19 protein-coding genes are annotated in these 17929 nt (G+C 43.3%); 9 read left to right on the top strand and 10 right to left on the bottom strand.

Annotated elements, in window-relative coordinates; translation table 11 throughout:
- The first annotated feature begins 115 nt into the window (after positions 1 to 115).
- Positions 116 to 364 carry a hypothetical protein gene (locus ACDJ59_RS05815; RefSeq protein ID WP_413407951.1) on the top strand — a complete coding sequence of 83 codons (249 nt, stop codon included), beginning with the start codon at positions 116 to 118 and terminating at the stop codon, positions 362 to 364.
- A gap of 44 nt (positions 365 to 408) precedes the next feature.
- Here the strand turns inward: ACDJ59_RS05815 and ACDJ59_RS05820 are convergent, their stop codons facing one another.
- Positions 409 to 2181 (bottom strand): ATP-dependent nuclease, encoded by a 1773-nt coding sequence (locus ACDJ59_RS05820; protein ID WP_413407952.1) that lies wholly within the window; start codon positions 2179 to 2181, stop codon positions 409 to 411.
- Positions 2182 to 2476: 295 nt separating this feature from the next.
- Here ACDJ59_RS05820 and ACDJ59_RS05825 point away from each other — a divergent pair, with 295 nt between their 5' ends.
- On the top strand, positions 2477 to 2740 hold the full coding sequence (locus ACDJ59_RS05825; RefSeq protein WP_340398799.1) for a hypothetical protein: 264 nt from the start codon (positions 2477 to 2479) through the stop codon (positions 2738 to 2740).
- On the opposite strand, the gene ACDJ59_RS05830 is transcribed toward ACDJ59_RS05825, so the two are convergent.
- Positions 2712 to 2960, bottom strand: a complete 249-nt coding sequence (locus tag ACDJ59_RS05830; protein ID WP_340398798.1) for a hypothetical protein — start codon at positions 2958 to 2960, stop codon at positions 2712 to 2714. The two genes, ACDJ59_RS05825 and ACDJ59_RS05830, sit on opposite strands and share 29 nt — an antisense overlap.
- 531 nt (positions 2961 to 3491) lie before the next feature.
- Here ACDJ59_RS05830 and ACDJ59_RS05835 point away from each other — a divergent pair.
- The 3 genes from ACDJ59_RS05835 (at position 3492) to ACDJ59_RS05845 (ending at position 5396) form a co-directional block, all read left to right on the top strand.
- Complete coding sequence (locus ACDJ59_RS05835; RefSeq protein WP_340398797.1) at positions 3492 to 3959, top strand: hypothetical protein; 468 nt, start codon at positions 3492 to 3494, stop codon at positions 3957 to 3959.
- A 246-nt stretch (positions 3960 to 4205) separates the two neighbouring features.
- On the top strand, positions 4206 to 4442 hold the full coding sequence (locus ACDJ59_RS05840) for a hypothetical protein (RefSeq protein ID WP_413407953.1): 237 nt from the start codon (positions 4206 to 4208) through the stop codon (positions 4440 to 4442).
- Positions 4443 to 4556: 114 nt separating this feature from the next.
- Complete coding sequence (locus ACDJ59_RS05845) at positions 4557 to 5396, top strand: putative phage abortive infection protein (protein ID WP_340398795.1); 840 nt, start codon at positions 4557 to 4559, stop codon at positions 5394 to 5396.
- 219 nt (positions 5397 to 5615) lie between these two features.
- Here the strand turns inward: ACDJ59_RS05845 and ACDJ59_RS05850 are convergent, their stop codons facing one another.
- Positions 5616 to 6206 (bottom strand): hypothetical protein, encoded by a 591-nt coding sequence (locus tag ACDJ59_RS05850; RefSeq protein WP_413407954.1) that lies wholly within the window; start codon positions 6204 to 6206, stop codon positions 5616 to 5618.
- A 99-nt stretch (positions 6207 to 6305) separates the two neighbouring features.
- Between ACDJ59_RS05850 and ACDJ59_RS05855 the strand changes: the two genes are divergently transcribed.
- A complete protein-coding gene (locus ACDJ59_RS05855; protein ID WP_340398793.1) occupies positions 6306 to 6575 on the top strand; it encodes a hypothetical protein in 270 nt (89 codons plus the stop codon).
- A 187-nt stretch (positions 6576 to 6762) separates the two neighbouring features.
- Positions 6763 to 7101 (top strand): hypothetical protein, encoded by a 339-nt coding sequence (locus tag ACDJ59_RS05860; RefSeq protein WP_405117949.1) that lies wholly within the window; start codon positions 6763 to 6765, stop codon positions 7099 to 7101.
- A 431-nt stretch (positions 7102 to 7532) separates the two neighbouring features.
- Here ACDJ59_RS05860 and ACDJ59_RS05865 read toward each other — a convergent pair whose 3' ends face one another.
- On the bottom strand, positions 7533 to 7751 hold the full coding sequence (locus ACDJ59_RS05865) for a helix-turn-helix transcriptional regulator (protein ID WP_315372765.1): 219 nt from the start codon (positions 7749 to 7751) through the stop codon (positions 7533 to 7535).
- Positions 7752 to 7864: 113 nt separating this feature from the next.
- On the opposite strand from ACDJ59_RS05865, the gene ACDJ59_RS05870 reads away from it, so the two are divergent.
- Positions 7865 to 8134 carry a DUF6809 family protein gene (locus tag ACDJ59_RS05870; RefSeq protein ID WP_413407955.1) on the top strand — a complete coding sequence of 90 codons (270 nt, stop codon included), beginning with the start codon at positions 7865 to 7867 and terminating at the stop codon, positions 8132 to 8134.
- Between the two features lie 137 nt (positions 8135 to 8271).
- On the opposite strand, the gene ACDJ59_RS05875 is transcribed toward ACDJ59_RS05870, so the two are convergent.
- Positions 8272 to 9648, bottom strand: a complete 1377-nt coding sequence (locus tag ACDJ59_RS05875) for a right-handed parallel beta-helix repeat-containing protein (RefSeq protein ID WP_413407956.1) — start codon at positions 9646 to 9648, stop codon at positions 8272 to 8274.
- Between the two features lie 556 nt (positions 9649 to 10204).
- Positions 10205 to 11797, bottom strand: coding sequence for a catalase (locus ACDJ59_RS05880; protein WP_413407957.1), 1593 nt, complete (start codon positions 11795 to 11797; stop codon positions 10205 to 10207).
- Positions 11798 to 11984: 187 nt separating this feature from the next.
- On the opposite strand from ACDJ59_RS05880, the gene ACDJ59_RS05885 reads away from it, so the two are divergent.
- Complete coding sequence (locus ACDJ59_RS05885) at positions 11985 to 13967, top strand: ATP-dependent DNA helicase (RefSeq protein WP_413407958.1); 1983 nt, start codon at positions 11985 to 11987, stop codon at positions 13965 to 13967.
- A 490-nt stretch (positions 13968 to 14457) separates the two neighbouring features.
- On the opposite strand, the gene cysK is transcribed toward ACDJ59_RS05885, so the two are convergent.
- The 4 genes from cysK to ACDJ59_RS05905 all read right to left on the bottom strand — a co-directional run bounded on the left by cysK (position 14458) and on the right by ACDJ59_RS05905 (position 17697).
- Positions 14458 to 15414: a cysteine synthase A gene (gene cysK, locus ACDJ59_RS05890; protein ID WP_413407959.1), complete on the bottom strand. Its 957-nt coding sequence runs from the start codon at positions 15412 to 15414 to the stop codon at positions 14458 to 14460.
- 163 nt (positions 15415 to 15577) lie between these two features.
- The gene (locus tag ACDJ59_RS05895; protein WP_413407960.1) at positions 15578 to 15961 is read right to left on the bottom strand and encodes a hypothetical protein; all 384 of its coding nucleotides are present in this window, start codon (positions 15959 to 15961) and stop codon (positions 15578 to 15580) included.
- A 468-nt stretch (positions 15962 to 16429) separates the two neighbouring features.
- A complete protein-coding gene (locus ACDJ59_RS05900) occupies positions 16430 to 16663 on the bottom strand; it encodes a hypothetical protein (protein ID WP_017687536.1) in 234 nt (77 codons plus the stop codon).
- Positions 16660 to 17697, bottom strand: coding sequence for a nucleotide-binding protein (locus ACDJ59_RS05905; protein ID WP_413407961.1), 1038 nt, complete (start codon positions 17695 to 17697; stop codon positions 16660 to 16662). Before ACDJ59_RS05905 ends, ACDJ59_RS05900 begins: the two co-directional genes overlap by 4 nt.
- Between the last annotated feature and the right edge of the window lie 232 nt (positions 17698 to 17929).

The raw sequence follows: 17929 nt of genomic DNA on the forward strand, positions 1-17929 counted from the left end.
TTTGAAATCATATTAAGAGGGAGGGTGATTATAAAGTAACTTGAATCTTCAATAAAACTGATCTGCTGCGGGCAAGACGGCAAACGCTACGATTCTTATAGAGAAACAGCGCTGGGTGTACAAAAGATATGACTTCTATACACACCAGTTGGAAAGGGCGCAGCGGCTAATCAAAGACGAAGAAGCCCGTAAAGCCGTTGATTACAGATACATTCAAGGTTATTCACGCAAAGAAACGATACTCTTCTTCCGGCGCGCTCTCAGTGATAGTACAATCAAGCGCAAGATCGATGAGGGGCTGGAGAGTGTCGCAAATACCTTGAAGCTAATCGGCTTTTTTGAGCAAGATGATGCAGAATACTAAAAGAGAAGCTGACGATTAATCGTCAGCTTCTCTTTTTTGCACTGTTATCCTTTAATGAAATCTTGCAGTTCGCTCTTAAAGAATTCCAATTTTTCTGGAGTGTTGTTTAACACTAATTCAGTCAGTTCCATTCCATGAACTATTTTATTGTAGTGTAAAGAGTAGCTTTCAAATAAGCGTTCTAACACTTCACTTCCAACGACATCTTTTAATACATTTGTAGAACCTTTTTTAGGGAATAATTTATTGTCATCGATTGATAATAATAAATGGTCGATTTTGCTCTTTATTAGATCTGGATCTGCAGCAGCTATTGATGAATTTCGATTAATGATTTCAGAAAGCTCATGATAACAGTCTAAAAAGTAGTTCTCGTACTCTCGTCGTCCCAAGATAATTATACTATCTCCATAGCTTTCTCTTAATGTGAGAAGTTTTTCGTCGGTTTTGTTATCTGCATCAATAATTATTTTATAAGGTATTGGACTCTCTGATATGCCACTTAGAATTAAGTCAAGTTTGCCTTTATACGCTCGCATAGAAGAATTCTTATTAAAATAATTACCAGTTCCCTTCATATTTAATATTCTGTAATTATAACCAATCTGTTTTAAGCCGAAATGAGTGAGGATCATCGGAATTACAAGTTCCTCAGTTTGTCCTTCTACAAATATTACTTTATCAGATAAAGCAAAGTCACTATTACTAACACCTATATCAGACAACACTTCTTGAATATGTTCTAACTGTGTGAAGGAACTTATCCCATTCAACTTACTTACATGAATTAAATATTTATCAGATGGATAATTAATTAAAATAGGGGAATGCGTAGTGAATACAAACTGGTGTTCATTGCTATCGCTTACTAAATCATAGATGGCCTTCTCGGCAGAAGGATGTAAGAATACTTGTGGCTCATCAAATAGAACTATACTGTTTTCTTTTGTATAGAGTACACACAATAGTAATAAAACGTGAGTATAGCCACTTCCGCAATCTGATAAGGGAATTGGCGTATCTAAGCCTTCGAAGGATACACTTATAAAAGTCTGGTTACCTTCATCAATAGGAGTCCTAATAGTTATAACGTCAGTAAATATTTGTTTAAACGTTTCCACAATTTTATCAAAAGTTTCTTCTTCATTATTGTGCATAGAGTAAAGAAACCCATTAAGATTTGTCCCATCAATTTTTAAGTAATTGTTTAAAGTTGAAGTCTCAGTCGAAGGTACATGTCTAGAACCAGTTATATAAACAATTTTCTTGTTTAAAAGGTTCATGAAATTAGAAATAAATGTACTATTGGGGACTAATACGCTGTCTTCTTGATCGGGTATCACGAACATATATTTTGGAGCTACTCCAACTTTATGATAATTACTGTTAATGTAAACATCTTGAAAATGATCGTTGTAGTATCCTTGTACTTTATTAAAAACTGTCACATTATGACTATTGAAATATCTTAAAAAAAGTCTGAACTTTTCCGAATACTGGATTGTAAATCCTGGAGGTACATTATCATTTAGATAATTTACTTCTTCGTCTGACAAGGATAATTCTAATTCAATTTCGGTTGATTGAGTATCTAAGGCCGGGGAGTTTAGCATACCTTGTAGAACTTTATACAACGCTTCAATGAAAGCTGATTTACCTGTATTATTTTTACCTGCTAAAACATTCATTTTATTATGTAATTTAATCTCTCCTGAATCATCGATACTTTTGTGATTTTTAATACGAACGTTAAGAATTATCATTATCTCTACCTCTATTCTTTTTCTATTAAACACAACAATACCATTATAGTCCATCTTAGTATGTAATTAAGAGAGGGAATTATTGACCCAAATGAGAACCCTACATGACCTCGTTTAGAGATCATGTTGAACCCCACATGACTATTTTCCCGTGATACATTAGGAACATAGAAAAAGGCGCGAATGAAATGCACAGCCGCACATACGGCATATGACTGGGACGTTCCTATTCTCGCCTTTTCTATTTTCAGGATTATCATTCCGTGAGCTTCAACGATATGATCATGTCGAGGTAATGCTCGGTATGATATGTAGCAAGAAGATGTTCCATTGAGAGAGGAGAAAGATAATGGATTCAACTATTAATGAGGAATTACAAGAAACAGCAATTGCATTTCTAAAGTGGGCTAGAAACACGCTTGAGAATGAGCCAGCTAATTTCGAAACAATGAATTTGGTCCCTCAAGTTTCAGAAGTAGCTTGCACTATAATTACTCGCTTAAGAGATCAGGGAGCTGGAGAGAGCCCTGAACATTATGTTCAAAAGCTCCAGCAACCACAAATAAAAGAATTAATATGTAAGACTATTTCTGAGTCTCTAAATAAGCTGTAAGTTCTTTGTGATATTGTTTTAGAACTTTGTTTGTCAATGAAGCTGATGCAGCTAATGTAATAGACGAAAGCATAATTAGTTCGGCGCGATCACCTACAAGTGATTGTAAATTTGCATAATTAGGTCCTTTTATCGCTTCGTTAAGATTGTCTACAATAGCATCAGTTAATTCGGAAACCAATTCCTTTGTAACTCTATCAAAATCAAATTCAAAACTCATGTTTAATCTCTCCTTAAATAAAGTGTTGTGTGCAAATTACATTTTAGCAGAAAGAGGAAATAGCATGTTGGACTAATTACGAATTAGCAAGCAATCCGTAGTAAATGACGGGTTTGTTCCAGCTCATCGGGACTCACCCGTTTTCTGTTCCTTGACCTGCATTTGGTAGCTTCAGTAAAATGGTCTTGTTCTTCCTCTAAAGTTACATAGTACGTATGCATTTAAAGCAAAGAGCGTAGCGTTTTTGCGGCGACCGTTTCGGGCGCATGCTTTTAAGACGTATCACCAACATAATACATATCATTTTAAAGTCGTTCCTTATGGATCGGCTTTTTTTATTGGAGGAATTGAAGTGATCAGCAGCAGAAGACGGAAGAAGCAACGCATCCGTCTCAACAAGTAGCCTGAGAAATGTAAAGGTTGTGTTTGGGGTAGATGGGATGAAGTGCAGCAGTTTTGTAGTAGACCTAAATGCACTAAGGAGGGAAAACCTTCTTAATTGTCGAATGATGTTGACAGGAGGGGGAGGACATGAATTATATAGATTTAGCTTCAAATATTTCGATTGGATTAGTAACAGGACTTGTTTCAGGTTTATTCGTAACAATATATTTTCGCAGAAGGGACAAGGCACAAGAAGCAAGGAGACTGATTAGAGAAGAAAAACAAGCAATGAGTACTTATATCACTACAATTAGGTTTGAATTAAAAGAAATCCGGGAAAATTCAGATAGTTATACGGCGGGAGATATTCGTGAATTGAGAAAATCCTTAAATTTAATCCCAAAGTTCTATTCCTATGATTTTTTTGAATCAGTTCCAGAAGAGACGAGTAAGTATACTTCAAAAATTTATAATCTTAACAGGGAGTTAGAATTGTATTTAGAAAGCGAAGAGATAGACTCGCATAAAATACTCCTTTTTAGTTCCGAATTAATGAGAGCCCAGTTCGATCTGCTAAAATATTTTAGATTTAGTTCAATGGGGAAACTGAAGTAGTTTCAAGTAAGCACCTTCTATGGTGCTTTTTCTTTTGCCTTCGTATAACTAAATGTGAGCCATTCTAAGCTTGTTTGTATGAGAACGTCGTTTGCAGGGATCAATCCATTGAAGAGCGGAGAACAGCATCTGAGTGAGCCTACGAATGTATATGATGGTCCCCAAACATTGAAACCAACTCAACACAATTCCCTTTTGTTTAACTTCCAGAATTTGAGTATGATAGTTCTGGGAGGAGGTGGCAGGATGCAGCCTATGAATAATAAAACATTGAAGTTGGAAGGTAGTGACCTTCAAGAAATACAAGATTATTTAAAAACAAGCAATTTTGATTACTTTCAAGCATTGAGCACTTTAGCACATGTAACCTATGGAGGATCTGTGCAAGAGTTCGTAAATATTGAAACGGATGAAGTAACCAAAGGACAGTACAGTGATTTAATAGAACGCTTAGAAGATGCACTAAGAAGACACAATAGCTAAATACAATCAACGAGGACGAGCTAGGACGCTTGTCCTTTTTTATATCTTGACCGACCTTATTTATTGTCTGATACTGGAAGATGTTGTATCAGATATAGAATAGGAGTGGTCGTAATGAATAAAAAACATATCGCACTCATTGTGTGTGGGGTTTTTGTAGTGTGGGCCGGTTCTGGAATTGCTATAAACGGATTGATTAATGCCAGTTATCGGGGAACATTCGGTGATATGTTTGGAGCGGTGAACGCGTTGTTCTCTGGTCTTGCATTTGGGGGATTAATATACACAATTTTTCTGCAAATGGCAGAGAACAGACGCCAACAACAAGAAGCTAAAGATATGAATGAGAAGATGATGGAGCAGGTTAGACTCTCAAATGTTCAGCGTTTTGAAAGTACGCTTTTCTTAACCGTTCAAATGCATCACGATATAGTGAAGAACATTAATATCAAAGGTACGTCAGGAAGAGGTGCCTTTTTTACTTTCTATAATTTGTTAATAAAAGAATATATGTTAGTTCTAGATGAGGAATATGGTATTAAAACAATCGATTTTCCGGCAGACATCAATAGAGAGTTGGACGATGATTATATTAAAGAATCTATTCTTCACGAACAGAAGGTTAACTATAGCTTAACGCATGCAATTCAAAGAGCTATTTTATTAAATGAACAGGCGTTAGGAACGTATGTTAGAAACTTAACAAATATTTATAGAATGATTGACGCAAATGCCTCTCTTAGTACAGATGAAAGAAATGAATATATAAAGCTGGTTAATGCTCAATTGTCTCTATACGAATATATAATGCTTTTTTACTACTGTTTCTTACTTACTTCCAGAGAGTTTAAAAGTTACGCTGACAAATATCATATATTTGACGTTGGCAACATGAATCCAGGTTATTTAATTAATATTAAGCATTGGTTTATGTATGACAAGTTAAGATGGTAACTATTATTATCAAGACTATTGATTTTAACTTTCGAGCAGAATTATTCTGCTCTTTTTTGTGGAGGCAGAGAACATGAACATCATAATCGTGCCGATCGATCAGATTAATGCAGCAGCCTGCAGGTTCGTGACCCACAGGCTGGAAATATAAAGATGCAGACCGTTCAGGATCTGGAACGTCTCATCGAATTGGATATCAAGCTTCAGCAGGACGAGTTGTTATGATGATGATGCGATTCCTGCGTTGTCTTGATTAAGATTTTCAGGAGTAATATCATTTATAACTAACTCTGAATCTGATGTTATTTCGTCAGAAGCTACAATATGAATGTTGATTAACTCTGTAGATCGATTTGTAGAAAATTTGAATATGTAAGAAATAAATATCACACTACTAACGATGAGCATCAACAAAAGTACTATTTCGGATATAGGTTTTATAATAGATAACAGTTCAATAGTTTCTTTGGGGATTTTCAGAGTTGTTGTGATCATTAATCCAACAAGCGTTATAAAGATGGTGATTAGTTTAATAATATCCTCAAAGGGGCTATTATCAGATTGTTTTTCTTTTAGAATCTTCAGATGAATGCGCGCTACTTTTAACTTCTGACTATCATTAGTTTGTAGTGTTCTATAAGCTCTTAGTAACAATTTAATATCTTCTTGTGAAACAACGTTGGATTTCAAGGCCCCACTTGGTAAATTTTTCTCAATATTTAATTTTAAAACTTTAAATCTTTGGATTTCAACTAGAATAGTAATAACAATCAGCAAAATCAAAACCCCTATTATAAGAAATGAATTCATCTAACTACCTCCAAATTCTGTTTTAAGATATATCGGAAGTATTTAGATAATTATTAATTTTGAGTAATATCGAAGATATAATAACGATGGAGGGATGAAATGTCCGTTAAAAGCTATCAGAAGATCATTCCGGCTACGGCCATTCAGTTCGAGGGAAACAGCTCGACACATGCAGATGAGACCTTCGTTTTTGTTCAGGTGCCAATCTCGATTGACCTTGCGGGTAGCACTGTAAAGCTTCGAGTGATCGTCGATCCATTGAATCCATTGGTGGTACCTGTCGGGGATTACATTGTTAAGGACGCAACCGGGACACTGAAACATATGAAGCAGGCTGAATTCGAAGCTGAATACACTGTAGTGAAATAGGGGCTGTGACGAGTGTCTGTCACGGTCCTTCTTTGTTGGGGGTGGTGATGAATGTATGGTATTGCTGAATAAATCCGTAGTAACGCTATAGTAACTCGATGATATTATAAATCCATAGAAGTATTAAGAAATGTAGAAGGTAAGGAAACTTTTCCTGCCTTCTATTTTTATGTCTGGAGGTGAAACATTGAAATGGTATCATAAAGCCATTTTTTCATTTGCGAATTCGGTTCTTCCGGCTGCTGTAAAGCGACAGATGATGGGTTTTGGCAGGATGACATCACCAAGATCATCAAACGGATGGGATATATTCAATTGGCTCCCGAAAAAGTACCAGAGTGTTCATAATATTGATCTGACCAAACTACAGAATCATACAGCAGAAGAATTGCTTGAGATTCTTGTGTCTGTTCATCCCGATATTTCGCATGCGCTCTACAATTTTTTACGTATGGGTGACACTCCACTTACATTTACAGCTAAGAAGCAGAGTGGTAGTGACGTCAAGAACGGGCAGCATCGTTAGATGCAATCAAGAACTTACTGGACCCTCCACTTCCGTCACCTGGTTATCAGCATGGAAGGTACAAGCTTGATACGATTCAGCGGATGATGATCATGGTACGTGTGGTTTGTTCTGGTGAAATAGTTCTGAATCAGCGTTATAACATCTGTTTGATATCGTGCCTGTTTGGTTCAGGAGAGAAGAGGATATGAATCGACTTGTTCCTTGGAAATACATCAAAAAATCCACGTCCCCGTGCTTTTAAGGAATGGTTGGTCAATAGAAAAAGATTAATACGCCGATATTCATCTATAGAGAGTTCGATCTTATGGTTGATGATCCTTACGGACGAACGCCCATAGCAAGTTTGAAAGGGTGAATACATTACCAGGGTACTAGTTTGGCGTTGCTTTCAACATGAGAGGACTTATTTATGTAAAACTCAAGCCGAATCACTTTGATGGATATGGTCTTCTTACATCCGTCCGATTCAAAAGATAATCTGTACTGGTCTGGTGATAGTCGGCCAGTTTTATCAATATAGCGGTTGGAATGTCCAACTCGCCACGTTCATAGTTGCTATAAACACGTTGGCTACAGCCAAGATAGGTGGCCATCTGTGTTTGGGATAAGTCTTTGTCTTCACGCAAATTGCGTATACGAGCGTACATTATCATCACCTCACCAATATCATACTTTAGCGTGTTATCCGCTATTGATTTTTAGCGGAAAATCCGCTAAAGTATAGTGAGAATAGTTGGTAAAAAGACTAGGTGGGGATAACATGTCAAACCTGATCGAAGATTTGTTTCACGGGAACCTGGGGTTGGACGAGTCGATTCATCCTGAGCAGGCCGAGTATCAGGAGATCAATCGCCAGATATCGGACCTGATGCAGGACTACAAAACACAGCTTACCGAGAACGAATACGATGCTCTGGAACAACTGATAGACTTGATCGGACAGTCCACGTCCATGTATGTGGAAGCGGCGTTTGAGCAAGGTTTTCGCACAGGCGGCAGGCTCATGATTGAGGTTTTAGCCAAACCTTGAATATCTATATACCTTATAAGGTAGCGGCAGACAATACAAAGCAATTTAAAAATCCCCTCCTCCATAACCACCTATCAGGCTGGCATGGGGGAGGGGATTTTGCTTTTAAATTATTCTTTTATTTTATTACCTACCACTTACCGCGCACCAATATTCTTACCCGCTGGTGTACCCGAGCCAATCAGATCACTACCACCCGCAAGCTTGAGGAAATTGCCCAGGACAGGCGTTCCGTCTGCGCTACGTGTTACCGAAGGCACGAGGGAGACAAAGTCGGCTGCGCTGGCGAGCAGGCCTTTGGCGTTCTCGCTTTTTTTGTTCTTCCACCAGACGTTAGTGCTGCTGACGTCGGTTCCGCTTGTTTTGTCACTGGCGCCGCCTTGGAAGGACAGGTTGTTGGTGAAGATGTGGGTGCCAACATCAAAGGCAAAGTTGCTTTGCCCATTGTTCCAGGAGGTGTTATTTTTCATCTGGATCGAACCGGGATTGCTGTTGTAGGTGAAGCCGTGCTTTTTATTGTTAAACGCAATGCTGTTCTCAACGATATGATTCACTGCAATCTTCTCGCCGCCGAGCTTGAAGCCGTTGCCATCACTGTTGGAGGTAGAAGTACCGTCTGATGTTGCACCGTTCGCGTAGGCGATGCTGTTGCGGATCGTAACCGCGCCGATGGCGCCTGTGTCCGTTTTGCTATACAGATCCCAGCCATCGTCCACGTTATAGGCGGCAATACAACCGTCGAAGACATTACCTGGGCCAACGGTCAGTTTGGCCGCAAAACCGTCTGCATCCTCGCCGTCATCCGGGTCATAGTTGTTGTGGGAGTAGGAACGAATCACTTCATTATATGCAGGCCATTCACTCTTGGCGGCTGTGGAAGCATAACGTCCCATTTGAATACCCGTATCCCGGTTGTGATGAGCTTCGATCTGCTCCAGACGGTTGTAACTGCCTCCGATGAAGATGCCGTTGTCGCCCGCACCCTTCACCTCAAGCCCTTTGACGAACCAGTAGTCTCCGAACATTTGCAGTCCACGATTGGTGGAAGCGAAGGCCTGGGCTGAGAAATCAAAGACCGGTTTTTCCGATCCATACGCCACCAGGTTTTTACGTTGGCTCGATGTGCCGCTGTTGCCACGTTCAATGGTAATGGTCTGGGAGAAGGTGTAGTTGCCGCCGCGTAGATAGATGGTCTTGCCTGGGGCGATCTGGGTCAATGCGTTAGCCAGTGACGTTGGACTGTTCAGTGTTCCCGGATTGCTGGCTGAGCCGCCAGGAGACACATACAGATCACCAGCAGCAAGTGCGATATTCGAAGTCGCCACCGATTCAGAGGGATTTTGCAAGCTGCTCTCGATCAGTTCCTCAGCACCGGCCGATCCACCACCAATTAATAATAGAGGGAACGCGGCACTCAGACAGATATGGGCCATTTTGGATTTGAGGGAGCGTTCCTTCAGAGAACGTGCAGATCGTGCAGATACATGAGTGGATGTGGATGGGAATAATTTCATTACGCAAACCTCCTTGGTTAATTGGGAATAGAATGAAGAGCATGTGGTAGCCGTGTACCAGGCCGTTACCTATGAGATAGATCATGCCGGCTGGTGGTTAGATGTAATCTCTAGGACACAGCTTTATGGTAAATGTTGTAAGCGTTATCATCAATAATCATCTGATCAGATGGAGGTACATGCAGGCAGGTCAGGCCTGCAAGCTTCCAATGCCTGTAATATCACGTGAATTATGTAATCTTTCCATTGGGTGATAGCTCTCATTTAACGAAGGATCATCTGAAATGAACGTAGAGAAGTACGCTTTTCCATCCCCCGAGCACAAGTCTTACCTTCGATCCACTCATATGAACTTCATTTAATTTAAAATACATAGCTGCATGTATCCTGAAGTGGAGATTACACTCCAGCTAGTCATGAAAAAGCCCTGATAGCAGCTGCAACTGGCAACTTGACGATCAGGGCTATGTTTAATTCAGAACGTAATCTGCTTACTCAAAATACTCGAATGTACTAAGAGTGTCAGACTTATCAGTCTAAAAGCTGTTCAGCTGCTTTAATATCCGTCCGTCTCGCGACTGCGTTTCTCTGCTTGCTCGACACTTGGTTCATGTTTCGGTTGGACCGTTGCACTATCATCGGTTGGCACAGAGGCCAACCCTTCAGAGACGCGACGACCGTAATCCGCATCCGCTTGGGTGAAATAAGAGATCATGCGATCCCGGATATCCGGTTTGCATTGTGCCAATGCGCCGACCATATTGCTGATCAGTTCATCCCTCTCCCAATCCTCGAATGCCCGGTACGTATCTCCTGCCTGACCAAAGTCATTTGTACGCTCAATCTTCTCACGAACAAGTCGGCCTTCCACCAGTGGTTCATGTTCCTTGCCACGTGGGGCTGCTTCTTTTAACCCACCAAGGGAGGAGGGTTCATAGTTCACATGCGGATTCTGACCCGGTGCACGATCCACTTGATATTGCATCTGTCCGCCGCTCTGATTCGTGGCTACCCGATTTTTCGGTGCATTTACAGGCAGTTGCAGATAGTTCGCACCCACCCGGTGACGCTGGGTATCCGAATAGGAGAAGGTCCGTCCTTGCAGCAGTTTGTCATCTGAGAAATCCAGCCCGTCTACCAATACACCTGTGCCAAACGCTGCTTGCTCCACTTCATTGAAATAATCCTCGGGATTACGATTCAACGTCATTTTGCCCACAGGTAGAAAAGGGAACTGATCTTGCGGCCATAGCTTGGTTGGGTCCAGCGGGTCGAAATCCAACTCCGGATGCTCGCCGTCTTCCATCACTTGAACGCACAGCTCCCATTCGGGATAGTCCCCTTGTTCAATGGCGTGATACAGATCCAATGTCGCATGATTGAAATTCTGTCCCTGAATCTCGCTCGCGTCTTTTTGCAGCAGGTTGCGTATCCCTTGATTGAGCGGTTCCCAGTGGTATTTGATGAGTACGCCCGTGCCTTCCTGATTGACCCATTTGTATGTATTAACACCCGACCCTTGCATCTGCCGATAATTCGCTGGAATGCCCCATGGAGAGAAGAGGAATGTCACCATATGGGTAGCTTCAGGACTTAGCGATACAAAATCGAAAAACCGCTCCATATCCTGTGCATTGGTCAACGGGTCTGGCTTGAAGGCATGTACCATATCCGGGAATTTGAGCGGGTCGCGAATGAAAAAAATTTTCAGATTGTTACCCACCAGATCCCAGTTGCCGTCTTCGGTATAGAATTTTACAGCAAATCCGCGCGGGTCCCGCAGTGTCTCCGGTGAATGTCCGCCATGTATAACGGTAGAGAAGCGAACGAAAACGGGCGTTTGTTTGCCTTTTTCCTGAAATAGGCGTGCACGTGTGTACTTCGATACTGGTTCACTCCCGGCTGTTCCATACGCTTCAAATATGCCATGAGCGCCAGCACCGCGGGCATGGACCACACGTTCCGGAATACGTTCGCGGTCGAAGTGAGTAATCTTTTCGAGAAAATGATAGTTCTCCAGCGTAGTCGGTCCCCGGCTGCCAACGGTTCGTACATTCTGATTGTCCGTAATGGGATGCCCTTGTCGATCCGTTAATGTCTCAGCTGATTTGTCTGAGGAATGCTCTGGTTGTGAAGACTGATGATTCATGGAGTGGAGCACCGCCTTTCCTTAAAGTGGATTCCTGTATATATTTTCCCTGAAAATTGGTTCTATACATTAAACCTCGCAAATAATCTCGTAAAAAAAGCTTGTCACCCGCTTCATCGCGTGAGATAATTAACTTTTGCCCTGCGGCCTTTTTTGAACGGAAAATGAAAGAGGACCGCGTCTAAGAATGGAGGCTGACCTAGGATTGTCTACACAACGTTATCCTTTTGCATATGATCCGGCTGAACCTTTTGTATCCCGTCTCGGGGAATGGGTTGCCGATGTTTTTTACGATATTTTGCCAGAGTTCGGCTTCGAGGTACGGGATGAACAGATTTTTATGGCGTACCAGCTCGAACGGGCCTATGGAGATAAAAAGACCATTATGGCGGAGGCCGGTGTCGGAACAGGCAAGACGTTAGTCTATCTGCTCTACGCGGTCTGTTACGCACGTTATACGGGCAAACCGGCAGTGATCGCCTGTGCCGATGAGTCCTTGATTGAACAGCTCGTGAAGCCCGGCGGAGATATTGCGAAGCTGGCTGCACACTTGGATTTGGAAGTGGATGCACGTCTTGGTAAATCACCGGACCAATACGTCTGTCTGAACAAATTAAGTGCGGTGCGGTTCGCAGATGAGGATGCGCCTGTCATTGAAGAAGTGCATGAGAGTCTGCCGGATTTTGTGAATACGCCGGGTACACTTCAGGCTTTCCATCCGTATGGTGACCGTAAACAGTATCCACATCTGAACGATCGTCAGTGGAACAAAATCAACTGGGACCCGTTCCAGGATTGTTTTGTTTGTCCAAAAAGACAACGCTGTGGCCTGACGCTGTCGCGTGACCATTACCGTCGTTCCAAAGACATCATCATCTGTTCCCATGATTACTACATGGAGCATGTGTGGACCTATGATGCGCGTAAACGCGAGGGACAATTGCCATTGCTGCCTGATCACAGCTCGGTTGTATTTGATGAAGGACATTTGCTGGAAGAAGCAGCCCTGAACGCACTGAGCTACAAGCTGAAACACCGTATTTTTGAGGAACTCGTCACTCGCCTGTTAGAAGGAGAGATTCGTGAATCCCTCGCGGAGTGTGTGGATGAAGCGATTGAGAGCAGTGAGCGACTGTTTGCGTTGCTGGATACGTATACGGTGGCGATCCCTGGTTCGGAACGGAAAGAAGTTCGGGTAGAGCCGCCACTGCTGCGTGAGATTGAACGTCTGACGAGTGTGCTGGATGCAATCGGCGAAGAATTGGTATTTGAGAGCGGATTGTTCTCGCTGGATGGTTACCAGATGCGTGTCGTGGAAGAACATCTCGATATGATTCAGTCTGCGCTTGCCTTGTTCCGCAAGGAAGATGGTTACATCTGTTGGGCGGAAGAGAGCGAGGATGAGACGACCTTATCGATCATGCCGCGCACCGTGAAGGAAATGCTGAACGAGCGTGTGTTCAACACAGGTATTCCAATCGTGTTCTCCTCCGCCACGTTATCTGTGGACAGTTCATTCCGTTATGTGGCGGACAGCCTGGGCATTGATGATTTTGTATCGTTCTCGGTGGCTTCCCCTTATGATTATGCGGACAAAATGAAGATGAAAATTACCGATGAAGCTATACCGGGTCACCCGGAGAACGAAAATCGCATGCGTGATGCGGTGTCGTTACTTCAGGAGAGCGGGGGACGTGCGCTGGTTCTGTTCCGTACGATGGAAGAGCTACGTGCGTTCAAGCAGGACATCGTTCATGTACCTGAAGCAGAAGGTTTGCGCTTTATGTATGAGGGGGACCGGGAGATCAGTGATCTGATCGCGGCGTTCCAGCAGGATGAGGAGAGTGTGCTGTGTTCCGTTAATCTGTGGGAAGGACTGGACGTTCCAGGTCCGTCATTATCCAACGTGATGATCTGGTCGCTTCCGTATCCACCACAGGACCCTGTCTTCAATGCAAAACGTAGTGCGTCGGCAGCACCATACGAAGAGATCGATCTTCCGTATATGCTCCTGCGTGTGAAGCAAGGTCTTGGACGTCTGATTCGGACAAGCACGGATTCCGGTTCTGCGGTCATTCTCGATGAATCACTGTATACCAAAAAGGAAGCCAAAGACCGCATTGCGGCCCTGCTTCCCGAAGGTGTGGAATGGACAACTCTGACACACTAACCAGCTTACGTTAAATGTTCTTGCTTTGTTTTTGATGATAAAGTTTCTTACCAAAATAAGTTCTTGTTCTCTGCGGATTCACCATCCGTAAGTGAGCAAGGGCTTTTTTTTGTTTTGATGGTTCCTTCAATGTACTTCTCTTCCCTTTTTTTCGAGGGATTTTCCCTCGCTCCTCGCTACCAATCGCTCCAACATTCTAACGAACCTACCGCACCTTATTAGGGTGATAATGAAGTGATGTAAATTCTAACGAATCTCAGTAACGTTATCCCGTCGACAATAGCTTTTAAGCCTGTAAATCGACCGAATTTGGAGGAATAACGTCGCTGTGATTCGTTACACGTCAGACCTGCGCAAATAGGAGCGAATAGCGTGTGTCAGTTTCATTAGAACCAATGACCAATGAGCGCTAATAAGGGAGGGCCTCTGTCATGCTCATGACTTATGGGATATGGAAGCCCCTTTTTGATGTGTACAGATTTTTGCTGTGTTAAAAAATACCCATGCTCAGATACCGTTCCCCGGTATCCGGCGCAATGCAGAGCACCCGGTGTCCCGGCCCCAGTTCCTTCGCGATGCGAAGGGAGGCCCACACCGAAGCCCCAGAGGAAGGGCCGAGCAACAGCCCTTCCCGGGCAGCAAGCTGCCGCATCGTATCCAGTGCGTCCTCATCGGACACCTGGATGATGGCATCCCACACGTCGGTATTCAGGATGTCCGGAATGAACCCCGGACTTGTACCGACGAGCTTGTGTGGTCCGGGCTCGCCACCGGACAACACCGGAGAACCTTTGGGCTCCACCGCATAGATGCGGATATCGGGCAACTGCTTGCGCAGTTCTTCTCCCGTTCCGGTAATCGTGCCGCCGGTCCCCGCCGTAGCGATGAAGGCGTCCAGCCTGCCATCCATCTGCTGCATAATCTCGGGAGCCGTGGTGATCCGGTGAATGTCCGGGTTCGCCTGATTTTCGAATTGCTGCGGAATGAAACTTCCTGGAATGTCTGCTTGAAGTTCTTTCGCTTTGCGAATCGCACCAGGCATCCGCTCCGCAGCAGGGGTGAGCACCACATCTGCGCCGTAGGCTTTCAGAATGTTGATGCGTTCCTTGGACATATTGTCCGGCATGATCAGAATGGCTTTATATCCTTTGGCGGCGGCATTCATCGCAAGACCAATCCCGGTATTGCCGCTCGTCGGTTCAATAATGGTAGCACCAGGGAGCAAGTGTCCCGCAAGTTCAGCCTGAACGATCAGATTGTAGGCGGCACGATCTTTGACGCTGCCACTTGGGTTGAAGTATTCCAGTTTCACGTATACGTCAGCGGAGTCGCTGTCTGTGAGTCTGTTCAGTTTGACGGCAGGTGTCTGGCCGATCAGTTTGGTTACATCTGCGGCAATGCCTGTATGTGCGGGTGTTCGTTTAATCGAATGTGTATTCAAATCCATGAAGTAACAACTCCTTGATTGATAAGACGTTGAGCGTATATCCGGTTGAAATCAATTCATGCCTTATTGGAATGGTTGGATATCTCTATTCCATCTTAATGAACGTAACCTTCCGTGGTCAACTTGTTTTGCTGGGGATGGGTTCAATATTGTCAGAGTTGTATCAAGTCTGCGCCAAGTCCATCTGCAGATGCCGACTGAGTTCTTTTTTGACTTCATTGCGTGCGAATGTCCACAGCATATAGAACCGTTGCCAGTAGCCCCTGCACATATACAGGGTTTCGATACCCTCGGCTTCCCGTTTCTCTTCCAGTACTTTGACACCACGGGTTCTCATCTGTTTACGAAGGGCCAACATCTCCTTGAGCACATTGTTCTGAATGCGGGTCAGCGACAGAATGTAGACTTCGGGCATCTTCAGCAGCAGCGTATCCAGTGTGCGAATATCTCGTTCAAGTACATCCAGCAATAGCGTGCGCACAACCAGACCTTTAATCAGACGATGGTCTTCATCCGCAGGGGATGGGGCGAAAGTTGAGGATGTCATATGTTCACTTCCTTAACCTTTAATTGGAATTTTATATTTACAGAACATGTGTTCTTATATTATAATCAATATATGTAATGGAGATACACAATACAACCGAGAAATATTGGAAGCACACATTACCGCATTTTCCTAAAGGTACAGATAATGAATGAAGCTAGGGATTTAGGGACAAGCCTGCTCCAAAATAAGGTATAATTTATGGGTTTTGCAGGAAACCTAAGGCCATAAACCAAATAAGCCTTATGCAGTGCAGTTTGCTACAGAAGTGATTACAAGCAATGAATTACTACAATGAATTGCGATCATGATTCAGGGATGTCTTGCCTTAACAAGATGGCACCGGTTCAATGAGTAGAAGCAGTTTTATTTTAGCGGAAATTGAGCAACAAAAAAGCCCCTGCCTTGGGCGGCGGGGCCTATGAAATACTGCCGATTCAGCGGCAGGTTTGATGATGTGTTCAGAAATTAAGCAAGATATTGAGGCTTTTCGTAGAACGCCTCTTTTTCAAGGATGACCTTATAAGGTCTTTCCTTGCCCTTCAGGGAGGGCCCAATGGTAGTTAGCGGTACGGCCGGCTTGTGGAAACGATCTTCTTCCTTGGGTTCCGGAACCGGTCGTGATGATTCGGGCGCAGAACTGAGGCGTACCTTTTTTTCGCTGCCCCAGCGCTTGCTTATTTTTTTCGTTTCCGGTTTCATTCCGGTTCGCCTCCTAACAAATCGTTGATGGCGTTGAACAGTTGACGATTCTGTAGGTCAATCTGCTGAAATACCGCCTCATCCGCTTCAATATGTCCAATAATGTGAACGGTGATTACATACTTCTTGGCTACAGGATAGCATAGCAGATACTCTTTCTCAAGGTAATCATCATACAGGTTGATCTTGATTTTATTCTCCCGGTAAGAATCAATAACCAGGATGCGCTTGGGATCATCCGGTTGTTTGTCGTCATTAGCGGACAAGTCATACTTTCTCCCCGGTTCTCCAACATTACCACATAATTGCTCGATATAACCACTGTCATCTGTACGGTATATGGCTGTGCCACGTACAGCGAATGGAGGATGAGAGACAAAGGCAGTACGCAGGGCATCGCTCATTCGCTCGAGCATCTTCGCATCTGCTTTGCGGGTACGCAGCAATTCCCTAAAGAACCGCAGCAACTTAAGCAGTTGTAACCTTGCTTCTCCCTCAGTGCGTTTATGCTTCTCAATGATGTTCTCCAATTCTGGATCACTCCAGCGTCCTTGTTCCTCAATACTGTCTGCGATTTTGGAACATGCCACGGACACGGCTGGTGCCCACTTTCCGTCAGAACGGATTTCATATACGAGTGGATTTAATCCCAGCAGATCTGTGGGCATACGCAATCCTTCAACCTTGGTTGTGTCCTTAATGTCTGTAATATCCTCAGGAAGAATGAAAAAAATACGTTTTCGTCCCAGACGACCCATAAACAGACCCATTTCCAGCATTGTATTATCCCGGACCGACGCGTAGTACTTCCCGCGGATTTTGGATATATCATCCGGATGAAAAATAAAAATGGCAAAGTCAGTCGTACGGACCTCTACTTCCAGATCGTCCATGGTATAGCTGCTTGGATTAAAAACCCCGGAATACCAAGGGGTAACTTCGGCTGAAAAACGTAAGTTTTCGTGTACTGCGGCTGCAATCGGCTTCGCTTCCAGCGAGCAGCCAATAAAGACTCTTGGCTTTAACGTTTTCATCAATCCGCCTCGCTTAAACGGTAGTGGGATTCAATTGTTATATTATACCATAAACAGCAGAGTAAGTCTGGAAACGTCTGAACTGGACAAAGAATAAGCCGATTACGTTTGCTATAGTGTATGTGTGAAAGGAAAATGATTCCTTTAAAAAGCGCAAGAAAATAAAAAAAGGCCCCAATTTGTAACAGTTGGGTGACTGACAGTTATTTTTGGAAGCTTTGGTCATAGAATA

This window comes from Paenibacillus amylolyticus (assembly GCF_047302515.1).
GTDB classification, from domain to species: Bacteria; Bacillota; Bacilli; order Paenibacillales; family Paenibacillaceae; genus Paenibacillus; species Paenibacillus amylolyticus_G.